19 protein-coding genes are annotated in these 19,687 nt (G+C 67.6%); 7 read left to right on the top strand and 12 right to left on the bottom strand.

Annotated features, from left to right (window positions below; genetic code table 11):
• Positions 1–2: 2 nt before the first annotated feature.
• The 3 genes from AB0J16_RS32580 to AB0J16_RS32570 are packed head-to-tail and all read right to left on the bottom strand — an operon-like array spanning position 3 to position 6,328.
• Complete coding sequence (locus AB0J16_RS32580) at positions 3–3,575, bottom strand: hypothetical protein (RefSeq protein ID WP_358546311.1); 3,573 nt, start codon at positions 3,573–3,575, stop codon at positions 3–5.
• A complete protein-coding gene (locus AB0J16_RS32575; RefSeq protein ID WP_358546309.1) occupies positions 3,568–4,716 on the bottom strand; it encodes a hypothetical protein in 1,149 nt (382 codons plus the stop codon). The genes AB0J16_RS32580 and AB0J16_RS32575 overlap by 8 nt, the downstream gene beginning before the upstream one ends.
• Positions 4,706–6,328: a PD-(D/E)XK nuclease family protein gene (locus AB0J16_RS32570; protein WP_358546307.1), complete on the bottom strand. Its 1,623-nt coding sequence runs from the start codon at positions 6,326–6,328 to the stop codon at positions 4,706–4,708. Before AB0J16_RS32570 ends, AB0J16_RS32575 begins: the two co-directional genes overlap by 11 nt.
• A 71-nt stretch (positions 6,329–6,399) precedes the next feature.
• On the opposite strand from AB0J16_RS32570, the gene AB0J16_RS32565 reads away from it, so the two are divergent.
• Positions 6,400–7,890: a serine/threonine-protein kinase gene (locus AB0J16_RS32565; protein ID WP_358546305.1), complete on the top strand. Its 1,491-nt coding sequence runs from the start codon at positions 6,400–6,402 to the stop codon at positions 7,888–7,890.
• On the opposite strand, the gene AB0J16_RS32560 is transcribed toward AB0J16_RS32565, so the two are convergent.
• Complete coding sequence (locus tag AB0J16_RS32560; RefSeq protein WP_358546303.1) at positions 7,877–9,844, bottom strand: N-6 DNA methylase; 1,968 nt, start codon at positions 9,842–9,844, stop codon at positions 7,877–7,879. The genes AB0J16_RS32565 and AB0J16_RS32560 overlap by 14 nt on opposite strands.
• A 128-nt stretch (positions 9,845–9,972) precedes the next feature.
• Positions 9,973–12,120, bottom strand: coding sequence for a UvrD-helicase domain-containing protein (locus AB0J16_RS32555; protein WP_358546300.1), 2,148 nt, complete (start codon positions 12,118–12,120; stop codon positions 9,973–9,975).
• A 160-nt stretch (positions 12,121–12,280) separates the two neighbouring features.
• Between AB0J16_RS32555 and AB0J16_RS32550 the strand changes: the two genes are divergently transcribed.
• The 3 genes from AB0J16_RS32550 to AB0J16_RS32540 all read left to right on the top strand — a co-directional run bounded on the left by AB0J16_RS32550 (position 12,281) and on the right by AB0J16_RS32540 (position 13,398).
• Entirely contained in the window at positions 12,281–12,436 is a 156-nt protein-coding gene (locus AB0J16_RS32550) for a hypothetical protein (RefSeq protein ID WP_358546298.1), read from the top strand.
• 82 nt (positions 12,437–12,518) lie between these two features.
• The gene (locus tag AB0J16_RS32545) at positions 12,519–12,896 is read left to right on the top strand and encodes a hypothetical protein (RefSeq protein WP_358546296.1); all 378 of its coding nucleotides are present in this window, start codon (positions 12,519–12,521) and stop codon (positions 12,894–12,896) included.
• Positions 12,897–13,008: 112 nt separating this feature from the next.
• A complete protein-coding gene (locus tag AB0J16_RS32540) occupies positions 13,009–13,398 on the top strand; it encodes a hypothetical protein (protein ID WP_358546294.1) in 390 nt (129 codons plus the stop codon).
• Between the two features lie 74 nt (positions 13,399–13,472).
• Here AB0J16_RS32540 and AB0J16_RS32535 read toward each other — a convergent pair whose 3' ends face one another.
• Positions 13,473–14,681, bottom strand: coding sequence for a hypothetical protein (locus tag AB0J16_RS32535; RefSeq protein WP_358546291.1), 1,209 nt, complete (start codon positions 14,679–14,681; stop codon positions 13,473–13,475).
• A gap of 48 nt (positions 14,682–14,729) precedes the next feature.
• Here AB0J16_RS32535 and AB0J16_RS32530 point away from each other — a divergent pair, with 48 nt between their 5' ends.
• Positions 14,730–14,876 (top strand): hypothetical protein, encoded by a 147-nt coding sequence (locus AB0J16_RS32530; protein ID WP_358546288.1) that lies wholly within the window; start codon positions 14,730–14,732, stop codon positions 14,874–14,876.
• 120 nt (positions 14,877–14,996) lie between these two features.
• Here AB0J16_RS32530 and AB0J16_RS32525 read toward each other — a convergent pair whose 3' ends face one another.
• The 6 genes from AB0J16_RS32525 to AB0J16_RS32500 form a co-directional block, all read right to left on the bottom strand.
• A complete protein-coding gene (locus AB0J16_RS32525) occupies positions 14,997–15,275 on the bottom strand; it encodes a hypothetical protein (protein WP_358546286.1) in 279 nt (92 codons plus the stop codon).
• A 73-nt stretch (positions 15,276–15,348) separates the two neighbouring features.
• The gene (locus AB0J16_RS32520) at positions 15,349–16,185 is read right to left on the bottom strand and encodes a hypothetical protein (RefSeq protein WP_358546284.1); all 837 of its coding nucleotides are present in this window, start codon (positions 16,183–16,185) and stop codon (positions 15,349–15,351) included.
• 67 nt (positions 16,186–16,252) lie between these two features.
• Positions 16,253–16,660 (bottom strand): ATP-binding protein, encoded by a 408-nt coding sequence (locus AB0J16_RS32515; RefSeq protein ID WP_358546283.1) that lies wholly within the window; start codon positions 16,658–16,660, stop codon positions 16,253–16,255.
• A gap of 80 nt (positions 16,661–16,740) precedes the next feature.
• Positions 16,741–17,025 (bottom strand): hypothetical protein, encoded by a 285-nt coding sequence (locus tag AB0J16_RS32510; protein WP_358546281.1) that lies wholly within the window; start codon positions 17,023–17,025, stop codon positions 16,741–16,743.
• Positions 17,022–17,561 carry a hypothetical protein gene (locus tag AB0J16_RS32505; protein ID WP_358546279.1) on the bottom strand — a complete coding sequence of 180 codons (540 nt, stop codon included), beginning with the start codon at positions 17,559–17,561 and terminating at the stop codon, positions 17,022–17,024. The genes AB0J16_RS32510 and AB0J16_RS32505 overlap by 4 nt, the downstream gene beginning before the upstream one ends.
• Positions 17,562–17,678: 117 nt before the next feature.
• Entirely contained in the window at positions 17,679–18,170 is a 492-nt protein-coding gene (locus AB0J16_RS32500) for a hypothetical protein (RefSeq protein ID WP_358546277.1), read from the bottom strand.
• A 402-nt stretch (positions 18,171–18,572) separates the two neighbouring features.
• Between AB0J16_RS32500 and AB0J16_RS32495 the strand changes: the two genes are divergently transcribed.
• Positions 18,573–19,379 carry a helix-turn-helix transcriptional regulator gene (locus tag AB0J16_RS32495; protein WP_358546274.1) on the top strand — a complete coding sequence of 269 codons (807 nt, stop codon included), beginning with the start codon at positions 18,573–18,575 and terminating at the stop codon, positions 19,377–19,379.
• Between the two features lie 11 nt (positions 19,380–19,390).
• On the top strand, positions 19,391–19,594 hold the full coding sequence (locus AB0J16_RS32490) for a DUF397 domain-containing protein (protein ID WP_358546271.1): 204 nt from the start codon (positions 19,391–19,393) through the stop codon (positions 19,592–19,594).
• Positions 19,595–19,687: the final 93 nt, after the last annotated feature.

The following is a 19,687-nucleotide window of genomic DNA, read 5'->3' as shown; positions in this document are numbered from 1 at the left end:
CCTCAGCGGTGGTGTTCGAGGTTGGACAGGGCGTTGTACAGCGGCTGGTAGAGCAGCCGGGCGAGGGCCGGGTCCGCCGGGTCCGGGAATGCCGCAGAGTCGGCTCCGGCGTCGAAGTATGGGGTGAGGATGGAGCGGAGGGCTGCGAGGAGGCCGTCGTCCAGGGGGACGGGGCCCGTGGCGCCGGGGGACAGTGCGCGGGCTGTCTTCGGGGCGAAACTGGCGTCGACGAAGACGACCCGGGCAGGCACCCCGCCCCGTACGAGCCGGCCGATGACCTGCCACATGGTGACCAGCTGATCCCAGGCGAAAGCCCGCTTCTCCCAGGGCGACAGCCGTGAGTAGACGTAGCGTCGGGACAGCAGGCGACGCCATTCCTGCCGCGCCTCGTGGCGGAAGTCGAGCCCGGCCCGGTCGAGCCCCGCGGCCTTGGCGACGAGCTCGCCGAACGTGGCCGGACCAGTGCGGTTGTCGGGCCGCCTCTGGTCACGGACGAAACGGCAGACCCAGTCGTTCACGGCGAAGATCGCCAGCGCCAGGTCATCAGGACGGGGATGCGGCCGGGCCAGGAACAGGGCGGTGCCGAAGGCCGCGTTGCGATCGGTGTTGAGGATGTTGTGCCCGCGCTCGACCGCCAGCAAAGGCGCCACCAGCAGTTCGGCATCGTAGTCCTCGGCGAACATGGCAAGGTCGCCCCGCCGCAACGTGGTAGCGTGTTCCGCGACCGCCGGATCCGTGCCGCGTACGGACTGATCGAGATCGGCGTCGTCGGCGGCCAGGACCCGTACCCTGCCTCGCCAGCGGTCCAGCCCGTGCAGAGTGTCGGCGACGGCGTTCGCCTCCTTGTAGCTGCCGACGAGCAGGATCGCCCGGCGTCGGTTGTCGTCTCCGACGAGGGCCAGCTCCTCCTCCAGCGGGCTCGCTCCGCCACCTCGTCCGGGGCTACCCAGGCGCATGGCGAGGGCCCGGGCGGCCGCCGGCCGGACCTTGGGGTCGGTGCCGGACAGGTTCATGGGCGTTCCGTCGGCGTCATAGAGGAAGCGCGTGGCGAACCGCGACTTTCCCACCGCGTCGAGCGAGCGTTCCGACGGCATGAGCACGGCGGCCACCGGTGCCAGGACGTGGGCGCGGGTCGACGCTCCGGCCCAGCTGGTGCCGGACATGAGCACCACGTGCGGGCCCGGGCGTCCCTGACCCGGGTCCGCGCCCAGCTGGTGGAGGGAGAGAAGCAGTTCCCGGCCCACGCCCGCGCACCGGAAGAAGCGCAGGGTGCCGCTGTGGTTGCCGTCCTCGTCGCGCTCCCGCTCGTCCGGGAGGTACTGGAAACCGAGGACGTTGCCCATCGGGGCCTCTGGGATCAGCGGCGCGTAGTCGAGCGGCGGTCGCCTCGCCAGTTCGTTGCCAGTGGAGTCCAGCCGGAGGGCGGCCTCGACCTGGGGCCAGAGGAATGTCAGGCGCTCCAGCCGCTGGTGGAGAGCCGACAGCACGAGCAGGAACTCGAGCCGCCGGCAGGTCAGGTCGCGCCAGGCGTCGTCCCGCGCGGAGGCAGGTGTGCTCTGGATCAGCTTGTTCAGCAGAGCCTTGACGCGGGCGCGGGTACGGGCCGTGTTGAGGGTGTGCAGGAGGTCGCGCGTGGTGTCGATCAGGTCGTCGGTGCTCGTATCGTACGGGCCGGAGTCGCCCAGCGGATCGTCGCGGAAGGCATCCAGGAGCTCCGTGAGCTGTGAACGGAGGGAGCCCAGGAAGAGGTGGCTCTCGTCGGCGTCTGACGAATCGTCGTCGTAGGGCTCGTACAGCTGCCGCTCGTCATGCACACCTTCGGGGCCCGGGTGCTGCTCGCCGAACCAGTCCCCGAGTAGCTTCTCCTGCAGGGTCCACGGGCTGAAGTACTCGATGTCCGCCCAGTCACGCAGCTCCTCACCAGAGATGAGCAGCCGGTAGAGCCGGTCGGTGGCGGCGGTGACGACGGTCAGCGCCGAGTTCCACCGCTCGATGTCCTGGTCCGTGAGAGGCAGTCGACCGCGCCGCGAGAGCTCCTCGATCTTGTGTGTGTGCAATTGGTCGAGCCAGGAGTCGGGATCCGGGCGGACGAGTGTCGCCGAGGGGGCGAAGATCTCGTCCAGCTTCATCTGGACCGAGTCGGCCTCGTCGACGATGACGATGTCGCTGAGCAGGCAGGCGAGTTCGAGATAGCGCAGCCGCTCCTCATTCAGGTGCTGCGGGACGGCGCTCTGCACGAGGCTCGCCGGGTTGGCGACCCAGATCAGCCCGTCGACGAGATTGCGCGCCGCGCGGTGGCGCGGGCACCTTGCCCACACGGGGCAGCCACGCTGGCTGCCCCGCAGCTCGTCGGTCGGACGCTTCTGCGTGGCCTCGCCCGGCCGGTACGGCTCAGGCAGGACGATGTCGGCAGTGTGCTGGACCTTCCGCTGCTCCGGGTAGAGAGCAGTGCACGGCGCGTCGGCGTACCGCAGCGGCTGGATGGCCTCCGTGCCCCGCAGCGCATCGATCACACACGCCGTGCTGAGGTCGTCGAAGCCCGCCGCGTCGTGATCGAGAAGGTTGTCCAGGCCGCGCGAGGCGAGCCGGCGATGCAGCCGCTGCACATGGGTCTCACGCGTGGTGGGTCCCAGCACCGGCACGGCGGGTAGCTCCAGGTCGTTCAGCAGCTCGCAGAGCCGCAGCTGCTCGGCAACGTCGCCGACGACGAGGGTAACGCGCAGGTCCCGCCGGGCGGCCCAGACCGCGACGAGCGTCATCAGCGTGCTCTTGCCCGCGCCGACCATGCCGGCCAGATGCATGAGCCCGTTGAGATGAATGTCGTCCCGTTCGCTGAAGTTCCGGCCGTCAGCATCGCGAGGCGCGAACCGCAGCTCGTTGAAGCGCTCCTCCCAGTTACCGGGCCGCTCCACACCCAGCTCCCTTTCCCGCTCATCCATCCAGACGGCCGTGGCGAGCAGCTCGGAGCGCTTGATCGTCAGCGGGGCACCTCCGCCCGGACGTCCCTGCGCCAGGTCGTGACCGGGGACAGGATCGAAGATCAGTGTCTCGGGGATGGTGACGGACGTGGGACGGCGGCGGTCCATGAACCCGCTGCGCCCTGCGGGGGCGAGGGGAAGTGGCTTGCGCGCGTGTTGCGGCAGCCGAGCGAGCGCGTCGTCGTAGATCGTGACGCGGTCGAACGCGATCGTCGGGGTCAGCTGGAGGGCAGGGCCGCCGTCCTCCGGGACGTCGTAGGCGCGCAACCTCGCGGGCACCTGGCGGTACAGGTCCAGGGCTTGGTGCCAGGCGCGGCGTCGGCGCAGCGTCCAGAGCAGGTGCCGGGCGGCGATGAGCATCGTGTCGTGCTCAGCTGTGCGGGCCAGGCCGGCCGCGCGGGCGAAGGGGTAGCCGCCGAGCAGCGTGTATACGCCTTCGGCGGGCTCTCCCGGGGTCAGCCGCTGCAGGAGCCGCAGGGCCAGTTCGACCTGGCACAGGTGGGCCGGTTTCATGCCTTGCAGCGCTACTGTCAGGCCGTTCCAGACCTGACCGAGTTCGCGGCTGACCGGTCGGTGCCAGCTTTCGCGGTCACGCACGAGTGTCCCCCTTCTGCTTGCGGACCCGGGCCCGGGCCCGTCTGATCAGGTCTGTGTCGGTGAGGAGAGGCAGGTCGCGGGCCTGGGAGGGGCGGTTCCGCTCGTACACGGAGATGTAGTCCCGCCTGGCCGCGACCCGGTGGTGGGGTACGACCCAGAACGCCTCGTCGTACGGCGGCTCCTGCGGCACCGGTCGGGCCGAACGGCCGAGAAAGAGCGGGTTAGCCCAGTCCTTCACGTCGATGGCCCAGCGGTGCCCGTCGGAAAAGGTGACGAGCAGGTCGTAGGCGTCATAGCCTGGCCACATCCGCACCGCCAGCCCCAATGCCGCCAACTCCTCCTCCAAAGCCGCCTCGGCACGTCCAGGCCCGGTGACGAACTGCCGCACCGGCCGCTCGACCTGGTGTACCTCGCCCATCTCCTCCGGACGCAGTCGCCTGCCCAGGGGAGCCGGTCCCTGGCGGCGGCAGTGGTCGCGCTCGCACCACCACCCCCCGTCATGGACGGGGGTGAGCAGTGTTAGACAGCGCCCGCAGCAGACGTATTCACCGTCGTACCGATAGCTGTCGGGAACCGGCAGGTAGATGCGCCGGATCAATTCGTGAACCGGCTCCAGGACCAGATCGTTGAGGACCTCGAAGCTCTCCGGCGCGGTCAGGACCGGACGGTTGACGAGCAGCCCGCGGAAGGCGGTGTATGCCTCCTCCTCCCCGAACGCCCGGCACAGGCGCAGAGCGGTGTGGATGATCTCGCGGTCGCGGAAGGCCAGCGCGCTGTCGCGGGTGCGTTCGGCCCATTCGTGGCAGAGCTCGGTCGGTCGCCCGGAGTCCGCGTCCAGCAGTCGGTCCTCCGGGCCGATCGCGTCCGCGGGGACGTCGACCGGCCAGTCGGCGAGGGGCACCTCCTTGCACCATGACACGAGTTCGGGAAGGCTCGCCGGAGGCGTGGCCTCCCTGAGCAGGCAGGCGAGGACCGTGCGGTCCAGTGCCCGCTGGGCCTCCGGCGGATAGGGCAGGGCGAACGCGTCAAGGCCGGTCTGCGCGTCGAGCGCGAGCATGGCGCCGGCCAATGTACGGACCAGTGGCATGCCCTGGTGAGAGGCCCAGTTCGCGGCGGCGTCAGGCAGCGTCTCAGCGGTCATCGGGTTCTCCTGGAGCGGCGCACCAGCGGCGGACCTCGCAATCAGCGCAGTGGTCGCCGGGGGTGTGGGAGTAGGTCTCATCGTGCGCCCATCCGGCGGCAAGTTCAGCGACGATCTCGCGTGCCTCGTCGCGGGCAGCCTGGTCGAATGGGTCGATCTCCTCGCAGACCGATCCGTTGTCCCGAAGAATCTCCAGCTCGATTCGTGAGCGGCGGGGATCGCCGCCGGGTACGCCGGCCGCCATCAGCAAGACAGCCAGCGCGAGTTGCGGATATCCGCGGAGCAGGGAACGGCCCTCCCAGGTACGTCGCGACGCGGTCTTCGTCTCACGCCACACCCACCCGCCCGATTCGGTGTAGAGCAGGTCGGGATCGGCGATGACGACCGCATCGACGACCGGGTCGTAGGCGGCCAGACGCCATTGCGTACGGACGAGTTCCTTCTCCGGCAGCCCGTCGAGAGGGCAGAAGGCGTGATGCTCCTTGATCATGTGAACGGCTGGGCCCACCTCGTCCTCCGTCAGGCCCGGTAGTTCGGTGGGGAGTGGCACGTCCCGGCAAGGAATACGTGGGTGCTGGCCGTGCCGGTGGTTGAGCCAGGCGTCGACGGCGCGACCGCGACGGATCGCCTCGTTCTCAGTCCGGCCGTCCTTGATGTACAGGGCCCGGGTCAGATGGAAGCGCGCCGGGCAGGAGTTGTAGGCGCGCAGGTCGCTGATCGAGACGCTGCGCCGCTTGCGAGGACGGCGAGGGGCGGGGACACCGAGCAGCCCTGGAACTTCGGGAAGAGCTGTGCAGCCGAGGAGTCCTTCACAGGTGGTGCAGTCCGACCCCGGGCGCAGGGCCCGCCCGTCGAGGACGCCGGCGTAGCGCTGCTTGGCATGTTCCTCGAACTGCCGTACTGCCTCTTCGGCATCCCAGTCCGCCAGGACGAGGGGTTTGCCGCCGGCGAGGCCGACGCCGATGACGCGAACCCGCTGCGGCTTGACCGCATCGGTCTCGACCTTCCGGTAAGGCTCGCCGAAAGAGCCGCGAGCCGGTACTCCGGTCGCCGCGATCGCGGCGGCGGCGGCGATCTCCGCCTCCGACCGGTTCTCCTTGGCCGAACCGATGGACGGAATCCAGATTTCCCGCACCGAGCCGTCCCGCGTGGCGTACCTTCGGCACCAGACGGTGCGCTCGTACTGCACCACCCCTCTCGTGTCCGGCTGGCGCAGCCGACTCAGTCCCACCCACTCAGTGGCCACGGGGAACGTGACCGGGTATCCGGCGGCCTCGTGCCGTGCCCGAGCGGCGAGGTAGGCCGGCACGGCGTCGAGTGCCCACGCGCGGTGAACGGGGTGACAGTTGCGGGTGTGCCGGCTGTCCGCCAGCGCGGCCTCCACGCTGCTGCCATTGTGCTCGATCGCGTCGAGCATGCTCTGCACCGGTGTGAAGAAGAAGTCCTGGACGGGCTTCCTGCGGGAGCGTTCGGGGGTCTGCGTCAGCAGCGGGCGGGCCCGTAGGGCCCTTCCCCAGGCGCAGGCGTCCGCTTCCGAGCGCAGCAGAGGCAGGCCGATCCTGACCACGTCGGATCGGCCGCTGAGGCCGGAAGCCATCGGGAGAGTGCTCACGACTCCAGAGAACCGCACCCTGTGAACTTAGTCAAGCGACAGTACGCCTTCCATCTTGGTAACGTATGAGCGTGAACACCACGCAGTGGGAGGACGCGATGCGGCCGGGAGACGTGCTCTTCGAGAGGTTCCGGATCGGCGCCGGCCTGAAGACGGGCGGGATGGCGCGCGTCTGGCTGGCCGAAGACTTGCACTCGGGGGAGACGGTGGCGGTCAAGGCGCTCGGTCGCGACCACTGGTCCTCTCTGTACGACGTCGATGAGCGGAGTGTCCGCAGCGAGGCACTCAACCGCTTCGAGCGAGAGCGGGATCTCCTGGACAAGTTCGCAGGCCCTGGCATCCCGCGCCTGCTTGACTACGGCTTCTTCCGTGGGGACCCGTGCCTGGTGATGGAGCTGATCTCGGGGAAGAACCTGCGTGACTTCCTCTCCTTCCACCAGCCGCCGCCGATGGTCGCGGCCGCCGCGATCGGCGTGCAGATCCTGGAGATCCTCGACAGGATTCACAAGGGTGGTGTCGTGCACCGCGATTTGAAGCCGCAGAACGTGGTGCTCGCGAACAGCGGCGCCGTCCACATCATCGACTTCGGCATCGCCCTGCCCACCGACCCGCAGGCCACCCGCTACACCCGCCACGGCCACACCCCCGGTAGCACCGGCTACATGGCGCCAGAGATCATCCGCGGTGTGAAGACCCCGACCCCCGCTGCGGACCTCTACGGCTTCGGCTGCATGCTGTACGAGTTCGTCACCGCGAAGCAGGTGTTCAGCGAGCTTCCCGACCGCAGCATCGAGGACCAGCACCGCAGCGATCTTCCGCCGCGTCTTGACCCCGCGCGGCACCCTGTGGGCGCCGACCTGGCCGACCTGACCTGGGGGCTGCTGCAGAAGGAGGCCGCCGGCAGGCCGAGCCTGGTCGACGGGCTCGAGGTGCTGCGGCGCTACCTTCCCCGGCTCGGGGACCCCGCCCCCTCGCCCCGGTTGTACCCGGATCCCACTCTGCCGTTCAGGGAAGGCCGCGAATCACCGCCCGTGCCCGTGGCGCCGACGCCCGTGCAGCGGCAGCGCCCCTCGGTGAGGCGCAGGCCCATGCCGAGCCGCCGCGAGTTGGGCGACCTGCTCGACGCCGCCGAGCGAGAAGTGATGGCGCAGCGGCCTGGCACGCAGGCGGAGCGGGTGGTGGCGCGGCTGAGGGAGGTGGAAGCGGCGTGGGGTCCACGTGAGCGCCTCGTCGTACGGGCTCAGCTGGTCCGCGCGGATCGTGCGCGGCTCGAAGGGGACTGGCCCGGAGCCGGCAGGCTGTACCGCACCGTGGAGCGGACGCCTCTCAGCGCCAAGGACGTGGACCTTCTCCTGGAAGCCCGCGTCGGCGTCGCCGAATGCCTGGTGCCGGAGAAGGACGACACCGAGGCGGCCTTCAACATGTGGAAGGCGGTGGTCGTCGAGCTTCGCGGCCTGTCCCGCGCGTCCCTCAAAGTGCATCGGCGCTGTCGTGAGTTCGCCGCGGAACTCGCCGAATGGGGCCACCGCGATGAGGTCGAGACGTTGCTCAGCTCTCTCTGAGCCGCCCGGCGGCCAGAAGTTCCGTGAGTGTCCGGCTCAGCGTCGCACCCACGTTGCCCGCCTCCAAGACGGCCTGTTCGAAGCGCACCAGCCGACGATGGATGTCGCCATATCGGCGCTGCTCGTCGATGGGGATACGAGGTACCAGGAGACGCCGCGGATCCACTCGCGAGGTGGCGGTGGCGTGTGTACCGGCCTGCCGTGCGTTGAAGTGCGCACGCAGACAGGCGGCCAGGAACCATGAGTCGAGACGCTCGGTGTCGGGCCGGAGCCGATGGATGTGCGGCCCCAGGACCGTGGGTGCCGCAACGTCCACCCATGCGCTGAACTCGGCCGTCGGAACGACCACCACCACGTCGTTGGACGATGTCACAGTGATGCCCTTGTCCCGTTCGAGCTGCTCGACGTCCTCGGCGGCTATCCAGAACTGAGGTGGCTGCCCTTCCCGCAGGTCCGCGACGGTGAGCATCGGAACCCCGTCCTCCGGCCGCTCACCCCGTCGTAGGTATCCGTCCGGAATCGCCTGCCCTGGTGCCAGCGCGAGCGTGCCGGCTTGCTCCAGGTCGGCGACCGCGACGGCGTGGGTGTCCGACACTTCCCGCACCACCTCGAGATCGCGCAGGACCTTGCCCAGATCCTGAGCTTCCTGCAGGTTCGAGTCGAACTGGCACCAGGCACGGCGATGATTGACGACCGATACCGACATGCTGGTGGGCGCATGCCGTGCGGGAGTCAGGTCGGTTTCCTCGCCCAGCAGGTCAAGAACCGGTATCTCGATGCTGCTCTCCTGCGCCTTGCCGGCCATCGCGCCGAATACCCGATCTCGGACGGCGTCCCAGTCGACAGCCTGAGCACGGGCGGCTGACAAGGTGGCCCGGCAGTCGGCCGTGTCCACCATGAGGACCGAGGGAGCGGTTCTGCGCTGAGCCGGCGGCTGCAGGATCCACAGATGCAAGCCGACCCCGAAGGGTGGAGCCGCGCCCGGCGGCAGGGCGATGACGGCTCTGAGCGACCCGGCACGCAGCATCGCCGCCCTGATGCGACGGCCCGCGCGGCGTGAGGCCACGGCGGGCGGCAGAAGCACGACGGCGACGCCGTCCTCGCCCAGCGCGGAGACGATGTGCTGCACCCAGGCGAGTTCGGACTCCGTGCGTGGTGGCAGGCCGAACAGCCATCGTCGATCGGTGGCCAGTTCCGTGTGTCCCCAGTCGCGTTCATTGGTGGGCGGATTACAGAGGATCACATCAGCGGTAGCGGCCGGGGATTCGCTCCGCAAGGTGTCGGTCGTTCTGAGCTCGATCTCGGGTGTCTCGGCCAGCAGCGACAACCTGGATTTCGCCAGCATGGCGAGAACGGGATCTCGTTCATGGCCGAGAAGCCGGCAGGCACCCTTCCAACGTTCCGCGCCGGCCAGGAGCAGCCCGCCGGCACCGCAGGCGGGATCGAGCAGTGTGCTGATCCTTCCCGGTCTGGCCCGGGCCGCCACTTCCGCCATGAACGAGGCGAGCGGAGCCGGTGTAGTGGTGATCTGACGTATGTGCGTGCCGAGCCAACGGTCGAGGAGATATTGGAAAGTCTCGCGGCGGCCTTCACGCAGGGAGAACTCAAGAGCCTGATCGACCAGATGCTCTTCGCCTGGATCGAGTTCGCGATGAGGCGCGTCTCGTAGCCGGGCGCCGAACTCGGCGATGACCCGCCCCATGCGATCACGATCGCCCAGGGCCTCGAAAGCCGGCCAGAGGCGTTCGAGTGAACCGGTGGAGGACCCGAGCTTGTCGTGCTCACGCAGCCACTCCTCGACCTGGACCATGGAGAACTGTGGGCTGGTGTCCGTACCGCTGACAGGTGAGGGGAAGGTGTGATGCCGTCTCCGCCAATTGCTGACGGCGGCCCGTCCGACCCCTGCGATGCGCGCGATCTCGGCGAGTGTCACCACGACAGGGCGCTCGCCCATGAATATCAAGCCCTTCCTGAAACCAGCCCGCTCAGGTCTCCAGACCTAGGTGTGACTCTGTTGACGCAGTTTTCATCATACCCTTCAGTAGGTTCAGTGACCAGAAAGCTCGCACGCGTGTTCTAAATCTACTGCTGAGACTGCTGAGCGACGAACGGACTGGGCGCGCCGCTCCATGACACGTAGAGCGCCTCGCGCGCCCGCGTGCAGGCGACGAAGAGTACGCAGCGCTCACGCAGCATGTCACTCTCGTGCTGCAGCCGGTCCACCTCCACCGGAGTGATCTCCTTGGCGAACGGCACCGCGCCGGCGGTCACCCCCACCACCGCCACGCAGCGGAACTCCAGCCCCTTCATGGCATGCATGGTCGCCAGGCGAACCCCCTCGGCGTTCGCCGACGGCTGGTCCTTGACCTTGACCGCCGGGATGCCCTCGGCCACCAGCCGGTCGTGGACCTTGTTCAGCAGGATGTTGAAACGCGTGCACACGGCGATCTCGCCCGGCCGCACTCCCTGCCCGAGCCAATCCCGGACCCGGTCCACGACCGCCGCGACCTCGGCCTGCTCGACCGGGAAAGCGGCCGTGCGAGGGCGCCTGCCGTGCAGCAGGGACCGGTAGCCGGACAGGCTCTCGTTGCCCTGTCCGCCCAGGTCCTCAACGAGCGACCCGTCGAGCAGGCCGGTCGACCAGGTCAGGATCTCCGCCGTGCTGCGGTAGTTGATGCGCAGCCGGCCGCTTCGCCCGGCCACTGAGATGCCGAGTGAGCTGAGTGACACCTTGGAGTCGTAGATCCGCTGATGCGGGTCGCCCGTGATGAAGAGATCGTCCGGGCCGTCGAGGACGGCAGCGCGCAGTACCCGCCACTGCGCCGGATGCAGGTCCTGCGCTTCGTCCACGATGACGTGGTCGTAGCCGTAGCGCCTCAGATTGGAGCCGCCGAGCAGCAGGGTCGCCTCCGCGCAGAGCTGCAGGTGGGTGCTGACACCGCCGCTGCGGAGGTCCGCTGTGAACGCCTCCACCGCGTCCCATACCTGCTCCCGCTGCCGCGGCCCGAGCGCCGTGCCCCGGCCCCGCCGGGGCGCCTGGAGGTACTCGGTCCGCGAGGTGATCCGCTGCGCGAGGACGATATGCCGGTACTCCTGGTGCAGGAACTGCTCGGTCCACGGAAGGTCCAGCCGCCGGATGACGCGTCGCCAGACCTGCCGCTCGTCGGCGTCCCCGATCATCTTCGGCATGCGACCGGTCAGCTCCCGCACTGTGCGGTAGGCGAAGGCGTTCACCGTGGTGACGTCCACCCGCGCGAGCTGCTTCCCGTCCTCCAGGAGCAGCGCGAGGTTCTCCCGCAGCGCCGCCGCGAGCGCAGTGGTGTACGTCGTGAGCAGGATCCGGCTGCCGGGCGAGCGGGTGAGCAGGTGCTTGACCCGGTGCAGCGCGACCACCGTCTTGCCCGTTCCCGGACCGCCCGTCACCTGCGCCGGCCCGTTGTAGGAGGGGCGGTACGCGACGCGTCGCTGCGAGGGGTGCAGGAAGACCCGCCACGCGGCGAACGGCTTGCTGAGCACGTCGGTCAGCTCGTCCGCGCTGCTGACCAGCGTGATGCGGGTGGTGGTGTTGATGATCGCCCGCTCAAGGCTCCGGTCCGCGTCGGCAGAGGCATCGGCGGGGCGGCGCTCGGCCACGACCTGCTGGTAGACCTCCTGGGGCGAGAACCCCTCCGCGAGATACTGCAGCACCTCGAACTGGTCCTCGGGCAGGAGCGAGGCGAACGCGTTCAGCTGAGGCTGGTCGATGATGGTCCGGACAGCGCGCAGCACCTGGTCGTCGATGCCGAGATCGCGCAGCACGGTGTCGGAGTGCTTCGCGAACAGCAGTGCTGGTGCCTCGGCTGCCGCCTGTTCAAGGGCCGGGGTGAGCTGCTCGATGGCGACGACGTTGCGCACCTCTAGGGCGTGCGTGGCCGAGTTGACGGTGTAGAGCCGCTTGGCCGCCCACCCGTAGGCCTCGTCGTGCGGGACTACGTTCAGCAGCAGGAACGTGTCAGTGCCGTCGTCCGGCGCCAGCACCACGCCGCGCCAGAACTCGGTGACTCGGATGGTCCGCATCCGCGGGTCCCGCGCGTTCACCACGGACTCCAGGTGCAGGCCCTTGTCGGAGTACAGCTCGGCGATGGTCAGCTGCTGGAACCGTTTCATGGCCTTGCGCACGCCCGCCTTGACCGGCTTCTCCAGAGCGTCGAAGCTCTCCCAGAAACTATTGGCGAAGGCGAGCTGCGGCACGCGGAACCTCCCGGGGCGAATATTGAGGCACCAGGGTATGGCCGAGCCGTTCGGCGGAGCCAGCGATCCAGGACGATTGCGGCCAAGGAAGGGCTGCGCGCTAGGAGGGGCGCTCCTACCTCACTAGGAACATGCTTCCTAGTGCGGTATGCTCATCGTCATGTCCGAGATCCTTCCCCCGCACATGCGGCAGCTCGCCGAGGTGGCAACAATCGTGGCGGCCGCAGGCGCCACGGCTGACTGGCAGTACCACCTCAAAGGCGACATGTGCGCGCTACGTGTGATCAAGGATGGCGTCATCTCGGTCCCGTCATGATTCCTGCCAACCCGGATCGCGACCCGGAGCTCTTTCGCGAAGCCGTCAAGCGGCTGGAGGCGGTCGTAGAGAGGATGAGTCGATGAGCAAGACGATTTCGTATGTCGTCACCTATGAAAACCGGCGGTGGGTGTCGCGCTGCCCTACCGGTGAGGTCGAAGGAGTCGGTGTGGCAAGCTCCTTGTCCCAACTGGAGCGCGACTTGGCGGAGATTCACGCCTGGGCATGGCCCGAGGAGACTCCCGCAGTGGAGTTCGTCTTCGATCTTCCCGAAGAGGTGGCGGGAGTGGTGGCGGAATACAGCCGCGAGAAGGAACTAGCCGAAACGCATGCCAAGCGTGCCGCGGAACTCGCGGTCAAGGCCGCGAGAGTACTGACGAGCCACTGGTCGGAGCCGGATACAGCTCGGGTCATGGGTTTGTCCAAGCAGCGTGTCCACCAATTGAAGGTGAGAGCCTGACGGTCGTCAGGGGCGTTTTTAGCACCGTGGGTGTGCCGTTTACTGAGCCGGAATCACACGAGTCGCGCTGATTGCGGGTAGCGTGTGCATTGGCGTCGATTGAGGAGTTCGAGTGAATCTCACCCAGCACCCCCTGATGGATTTCGAGCAGCGCCTCGTCAACGTCGCGGCCGACCGGGAATATGAACTGACTCACTTACTGGTGAAGGTCTGCGAATTACACCATCCGGCAAGCTGCGTGACGATCTATCTCGACCGCCAGCGCGACCTCCGCCGGGCGATCAGAGTGAAGATCCATCCGGAAACCTCCGGTGAGATGCTAGAGGCGATCGAGGCCATCCAGGGTCTGAGTATCGAGCCTAACTTTTTCCACCATGCCAATATGCGCCGTTTTCCGAAGAGACTGAACGGCGGCAAAGACAAGATCAATTTCGCTCGTGGAGTCGTATGCGCCGATATCACCGCTTTTGATCGCCTGCTACAGAGGCTTGCGACCGAGTGATTCAATACTGTGGGCCGGAAACCAGCACATCGTTCGAGTAGCAGAATCGGTTCTGCTCGAAACTCGGACAGCTGTCACACGCGCAGGACGGTGACCTGGCGGCCGGATGGGGTGGTGGCTTGGTCGAAGCCGCCGCGTTCCTTCCAGGGTGGGGCTTCGGGGCGGCGGCCGAAGATGACCAGGACGCCGGTGGGCAGGGTCAGCCGGTCGAGGTAGCGGTCGAGCTGGGCCAGGCCCTCGGGCTTCGGGTCGTCTGCGCCGGGTCGCCACACCTTCAGTTCCATGGCCTCGCGTTGCATCAGCCGTTCGCCGTCGGGGCCGCTGTACGGCCAGCGAACGAGCACGTCCAGCCGTTTGGTGCCGGCGGCGTATTCACGGTCGAGGTAGCCGCCGCCGTTGACGAGGCGGTGCAGGAAGGCCATGAGGATGATCTGGCACGCGGCCTCGTGGTATCCCTCCTGCTGGATGAGGATCTCGCCGTGCTCGCGCCAGAACACCACGAACTCCTCCAGCAGGCGTGGCAGGTCGAAGCGGCCGTCGGGGAGCACGAAGCTGCGCGGGTCGGCGTGGATGTTCTGTTCTGTCAGGTCGCCCAGCACGCGCAGGATGAGCTCCCGGTAGATCGGGTTGGCCACCTGCGGCGGAGGTTTCTGCGTGATCAGGCCCAGATCGCGGGCGTAGGACAGGTCGTCGGAGTTGTGGCGGTCGGTGTAGGGGCCGCCGGCCACGATCGGTTCCATGGCCCGCTTGACCCGGGGCTCGTGCAGCCGGGCCGCCAGGGAGTCCAGGTGGGTGGCGCGTGCCCGGATCAGCCGCTCTTTTGCGTCCTCCACCTGCCCGTCGCCGATTGTCCCTGTCACCCCCATCTTGAAGGTGATCTCATGGGCGAGGGCGTTGACCAGCCAGGGCTGTCCTTGGGTCAGCTCGAAGACCTTGTCCACGGCGTCCTTGGTGAACTCCTGGCCGGTCGCCTGGGTGTGCTGGTGGTACAGTTCGGCGATCTGGTCGGCGGTGAAGTCGCCCAGACGTAGTGAGTCGGCGATGATGTTGAACGGGCTGGCCGCGTTGAACCGGTCGGGGTCGCCGCCGGAGGCGACCTTGTAGTCACGCAGGTCGCGCAGCCCGCACAGCACCACCGACGAGGGGAACGGATAGCCGTCCGGCCGTATGTTATGACCGTCGCGAAGCTGGCTGAGGATGCTGACCAGGCTCTCGCCCTGTAGGGCGTCGATCTCGTCGAGGAACAGCACGACCCGGCGCGGGCAGCGACTTCCTCGGGCCATCCCGACAAGACGGCGGCCCTGCGGAGCGAGTCCAGCAGAATCGTCTCCGTGGCGCCGACGTCGTTGCTGAAGATCTTGGCGCGCTCGCAGGAGAACGACAGGGCGGCGATGTCGCCCTCGGCGGTCAGCTCGGAGGCCAGGGTGCGCAGGATGGTCGTCTTGCCGGTCCGCCGGGGCGCGTGCAGCACGAAGTAGCGATCCATCTCGATGAGCGCCCGCGCCTCGGGAAGCCGGGTGCGGGGGGCAGCATGTAGTGGAGCTGCGGGTCGCAGGGACCTGTGGTATTGAAATATCTTGCTCGGGGTGGCAGCATGGTCACAGTCTGCCACCAATTGAGTCTGGGGATCCAAAGATCCTCATGCGGACCTCGGCCAGCTTCTCGTCGGTGAAAGGTCCCTGCTGTTCCCGGCGTAGCAGGTCGGCGCACAGGGGCGAGTGCCGCAGCAGGAACTGTCGGTAGATCGGGTTTGCGATCTCCGGTGCTCCGGTTCTCCGGATTAGGCCCAGATCGCGAACGTAGGAGACGTCGTCGTCGAAGGACGCGTCCGTGCCCGGCAGTGTGCCCTCCATGATCGCGCGGATCACCTGCTCCACCCGAGGCTCGTAGAGTCGCGCCCTGAGGGCGTCCAGGTGGACGGAGCGCTTCTGGATCAGCCGCTCTTTGGCCTCATCGACCTGTGCAAGTGATTACGCCGCTCGTCCCCATCTCGAAGGTGGCTTCGTAGGCGAGGGCGTTGACCAGCCAGGGCTGGCCCTGGGTCAGGTAGAAGACCCGGTCAACGGCGTCCTTCGTGAACTCCTGGCCGGTCGCCTGGGTGTGCTGGTCGTACAGCTCGGCGACGTCGTCGGCGGTGAAGTCGCCCAGGTAGTCGGCGAGGATGTTGAACGAGCTGGCCGCGTTGAACCGGCCGGGGGCGCCGCCGGAGGCGACCTTGTAGTCACGCAGGTCGCGCAACCCGCACAGCACCACCGACGAGGGGAACGGATAGCCCTTCGATCGCTTGCTGTGCCCGTCGCCGAGCTGGCCGAGGATACTGGCCAGGCTGTTGCCCTCCAGGGCGTCGATCTCGTCGAGGAACAGCACCACCCGGCGCGGGCAGCGTCGGCACCACTCCCGCAGCGCGGCACCGAACCGGCTGCCCGGCGTGACCTGCGGCCAGGAACGCGGCGGTAGCAGCTTCTTCGGCCAGCCCGACAGATCGGCGGCCTCGCGGAGGGAGTCCAGCAGAAGCGACTCAGCCCAGGCGACGTCGTCACCGGCCGCCTTGGCGCGCTCGCAGGAGAACATCAGGGCGGCGGTGTCGCCCTCGGCGGTCAGGTCGGAGGTCAGAGCGTCCAGGACGGTGGTTTTCCCGGTCTGCCGGGGGGCGTGCAGGACGAAGTAGCGGTCCATCTCGATGAGCGTCCGCGCTTCGGGAAGCCGTGGTGTGGGGGGAAGCATGTAGTGGCGCTGCGGATCGCAGGGACCGGTGGTGTTGAAGAATTTCGCTTGGGGTGCTCGCATGGTCACAGCCTGCCATCTCCTTGGGTGTCGCGCCGGGGACAAGCCCTCTCTGACGCCGACGACTCGTTCATGGGGCCTGCCGTCCCTCGAAGACGAACCAGACGATCTTGCCATCCGGCGTCGGATCGACACCCCATCGCTCGGAGTAGGCCGCGACGATGGCCAGTCCGCGTCCGTGCTCCTCGTCCGGCCCCGCAGGTAGCGGAGTCGGCCAGACGGGGCTGTGGTCGGCCACCTCGCCCCGGACGCTTCGGCCCTGCCGGTGCAGGGAAAAGGTCACCGCGGACTTCGCGTGCACGATCGCGTTGGTCACGACCTCCGATACGACCACCGTCAGGTTGTCGGCCAGAGCGGACAGGCTCCACACCGCGAGGGCCTCGCGCACGAGCCGGCGCGCTAGGGCTACCGCTTCAGGTACGGCGGGCAGGTCCCAGCTTGCCTCCTTGCCGTCTCGTGTGGGGGACGGAGCGAGCATCGGCGGGATTTCTCGCGGAGAGCCGTCGAGATGTCCTGCAACCGGATGGCGCGCGCCTCGATCGGGAAAGTCAGGCTCGTTCACCGCGCCCACCCCTCCAGTAGAGCTGTCCAGAGCTTGATCGCCGCTGCCCTTTGCAGCCAGGGGCTCTCGCTGACGTGGGTGCTCGTGGGCGAGCGTACGGTGCGGCGGATGAAGGCCAGGCCGGCCGCCTCGCACAGCTCGTATGACGTGGGGACGCAGCCGCAGGTGTGACTCCTGACCCTGATGGACACGGCCCTGCCTGTGGAGGCAGACCAGCTGATCTTGGTGAGACCGTTCTTGGCTGGTTTGAGATGTGCGCTGTGGAAATCCCCCGCGCTCATGCCGGCCGCTCTACGTACGGGGCGGCATTGTCGGCGTTGGCTACCACCGCGAGGCATGCCTGCGGCTGGAGCGGGTGGACGGTGGCGAGGGCTGCGGGATGGTGTGGCGGACCGGCGATTTCGGCCCAGATCACCTTGCCGCCGCACTGCGCGGGATAGGTCGCCCAACGGCGAGCCAGCACGACCATGGCCGCCATGTGTTCGTCGAGGGTCACTGGGTTCGGTGGGATGGGATCGGTGTCCCAGACATCGATGATCAGCGCGTCGGCGCGACGGTGGGCGCGGATGCCGAGTACGGGAATGCGGTTGAAGTCGATGCCGGGATAGCGAGGGCTGAGGTCAGGGTCGCCGGTGGTTTCCACCGCGCGGGCGATGAGGTGGGCGGCGGCCTGTTCGGCGGCGTGCTCGACGGCGGCAAGGTCCCAATTGCGGGCGGCGATGCGCGCAAGCGTTGCGCCGATACTGATCGCGGTGTGCAGCGCCAGCAGCGTGAGCTCGGCCGCCGGGCACAGAACGGCCTTATACCGACTGCCCATGGCGACCCCCACTCGCGCGCAGGAACACCGGCAGTAGCCGGCGTTCGGCCGTGGCCTGGTCAACGATCATCCCGGGCATCTCACAGTTGCGGATGTCGTACATCCTGGCCAGGTCGGTCATGGCGCGGTTTCCTCATCGGCCACGACGACGATGGATTGGGTTTCCTTCTCGATGACCATGCGGATGCCTCGGTGGATGCCGTCGAACTCCGACAGGTGCCACAGGGCTAGAATGATGACGGCGTGCACGTCGGGGCTGAGGAGCGTTCGGAGCAGGCTGCCAAACGCTGTCCGCCGATGGGTGTGTGCTGGCTCGGTGTAGATGTCGATCAGCTCCAGCCAGGACCGCGCGGCGACCTCGCGGAGGTGCTCGGCGAGCTGGTCGGCGTGACTGGGTGGATCGGTGGGCCGGAGCCGGATGTACCCCACCGCCCGGAGCGGCGTGGGTGTCATCTCCTCTGCCAGGCCGGACAGGCCCTCCATGGGCTGGGCTTCGCGTACGAGTCGGCGCGTGGTTTGTGCCGCTTCCGGAGTGCCGGGTTGGTCCCAGCATGTCTCCCCGGTGCCGTCGTGTACGGGGTGTGGGACGACGGAGTTAAGGTTCCTCATAGGTCAGGGAGCTCCCAAATTCCTGATCCAGTCCTCGGGCGGGGTGGTTGCGTCACCACGCCCGAGGACGCCGGGGCAGTTCCCGCTTGCCGGATGCCCGGTCGGCGGACGTGCAATGTCGGTCGCTGGCAAGCGAGTGGCGGCCCCTCGCATGCTGTAGCCCGTGTTCTTGACCCTGGCCATCTGCATGACGGCCGCCATGTCAACGTTCGGTGCCACAGCGTGTACTGAAAGTCACCGAAGCGGGCTAGCCTCATAGTGCCCTCAGTCAGCCAAGAATCGCAATACCCAAATTCGGCAATACCTGAATCTGTGTTATATGTGCATTCACCCCCTACGCGAAGAGGAGCGAACTGCGTGGCATATAGCCCAACGGTGAGGAGAAGGCGACTTTCTAATGCCTTGCGCCAGTTCCGTGAGACCGCCGGCCTGGACTCCAAAGAGGTCGCACGGCGTCTCGGATGGCAGCCCAGCAAGGTAACCCGCATCGAACGCGACGAGTGGCGTCGGCCCACCATCAACGACGTCATGGACCTGCTGGACGTCTACGGCGTGACGGACGAAACCAGGCGGGCCGCCATGATTGCCTTGGCCCGCGACAGCCGTCGGCGCGGCTGGTGGGAAGAGGAGTTCAAGGACATTCTGGGTGGAGCGCTCGTCGGCCTGGAATGGGAGGCATCAGAGATCCAGACCTTCGAGGCAATGCTCATCCCGGGCTTGCTCCAAACCGCCGACTACGCCAGGGCGGTCTTCAAGGGAGGGCGAGTGATGGAGACAAGCGACATCGAACGCCTGACCGAGGCACGTCTGGCCCGTCAACGATTGCTGGATCGTGAGGACCCGCCGCGCTTCTGGGCAGTGATCGACGAGGCTGCACTTCGCAAGTATGTCGGTGGCGCCGCTGTGATGCGTGACCAACTCCGCCATCTGTGTCGCATGGCCGAACGCCAGAACGTCGGGATCCAAGTGCTGCAGGACGTGGTCGGCGCGCACACCGCGATGACCGGCGGCTTCGCGATCCTCGACTACCGAGCATCGGAGGACCCCAGCATCGTCTACGTGGAAGTCGGGGCGGCCGGTGATCTCTTCCTGGAGAAACCCGAGGACGTGGCTCACTACCGCGAGAGTTACAGCCACCTCCGTGCGTCCGCGCTGAGCACGGACGCGTCGGTGGCGTACATTGAATATCTGGCCAAGCACCTCATATAAGGGCGGAGCCCATGAACGACCCCAAATCCGGTCTTGTCTGGCGTAAGGCGTCCTACAGTTCCGCGGAGGGACAGAACTGTGTCGAGGTGGCTTCGCTTCCTGATGGAGGGCGTGCCGTACGCGACTCCAAGCACCCCGACGGGCCCGTTCTGACGTTCAGCGCGAGTGAGTGGAACGCGTTCATCAAGGGGACCAAGGACGGTGAGTTCGGCTGACCGGAAGCCGATGCGGACTCGTATCAGGGGGCCGGTGAAGGGTAGCAGGCAGGGCAGGCCCTCGCCTGCTCGAGCCAATCGGTGGGACAACAG

It is taken from the genome of Nonomuraea sp. NPDC049750 (assembly GCF_040659625.1).
Lineage (GTDB): Bacteria > Actinomycetota > Actinomycetes > Streptosporangiales > Streptosporangiaceae > Nonomuraea.
This window is presented reverse-complemented; position numbering and strand designations above follow the sequence as displayed.

What these genes read in the sequence shown, in the direction of transcription:
- AB0J16_RS32535 (WP_358546291.1), bottom strand. Translation starts at nt 14,681, where the DNA reads ATGGCCCGAGGAAGTCGCTGCCCGCGCCGGGTCGTGCTGTTCCTCGAC.
- AB0J16_RS32515 (WP_358546283.1), bottom strand. Translation starts at nt 16,660, where the DNA reads ATGCTCGCTCCGTCCCCCACACGAGACGGCAAGGAGGCAAGCTGGGAC.
- AB0J16_RS32560 (WP_358546303.1), bottom strand. Translation starts at nt 9,844, where the DNA reads ATGGGCGAGCGCCCTGTCGTGGTGACACTCGCCGAGATCGCGCGCATC.
- AB0J16_RS32510 (WP_358546281.1), bottom strand. Translation starts at nt 17,025, where the DNA reads ATGAGCGCGGGGGATTTCCACAGCGCACATCTCAAACCAGCCAAGAAC.
- AB0J16_RS32520 (WP_358546284.1), bottom strand. Translation starts at nt 16,185, where the DNA reads ATGCGAGCACCCCAAGCGAAATTCTTCAACACCACCGGTCCCTGCGAT.
- AB0J16_RS32500 (WP_358546277.1), bottom strand. Translation starts at nt 18,170, where the DNA reads ATGAGGAACCTTAACTCCGTCGTCCCACACCCCGTACACGACGGCACC.
- AB0J16_RS32575 (WP_358546309.1), bottom strand. Translation starts at nt 4,716, where the DNA reads ATGACCGCTGAGACGCTGCCTGACGCCGCCGCGAACTGGGCCTCTCAC.
- AB0J16_RS32505 (WP_358546279.1), bottom strand. Translation starts at nt 17,561, where the DNA reads ATGGGCAGTCGGTATAAGGCCGTTCTGTGCCCGGCGGCCGAGCTCACG.
- AB0J16_RS32545 (WP_358546296.1), top strand. Translation starts at nt 12,519, where the DNA reads ATGAGCAAGACGATTTCGTATGTCGTCACCTATGAAAACCGGCGGTGG.
- AB0J16_RS32550 (WP_358546298.1), top strand. Translation starts at nt 12,281, where the DNA reads ATGTCCGAGATCCTTCCCCCGCACATGCGGCAGCTCGCCGAGGTGGCA.
- AB0J16_RS32490 (WP_358546271.1), top strand. Translation starts at nt 19,391, where the DNA reads ATGAACGACCCCAAATCCGGTCTTGTCTGGCGTAAGGCGTCCTACAGT.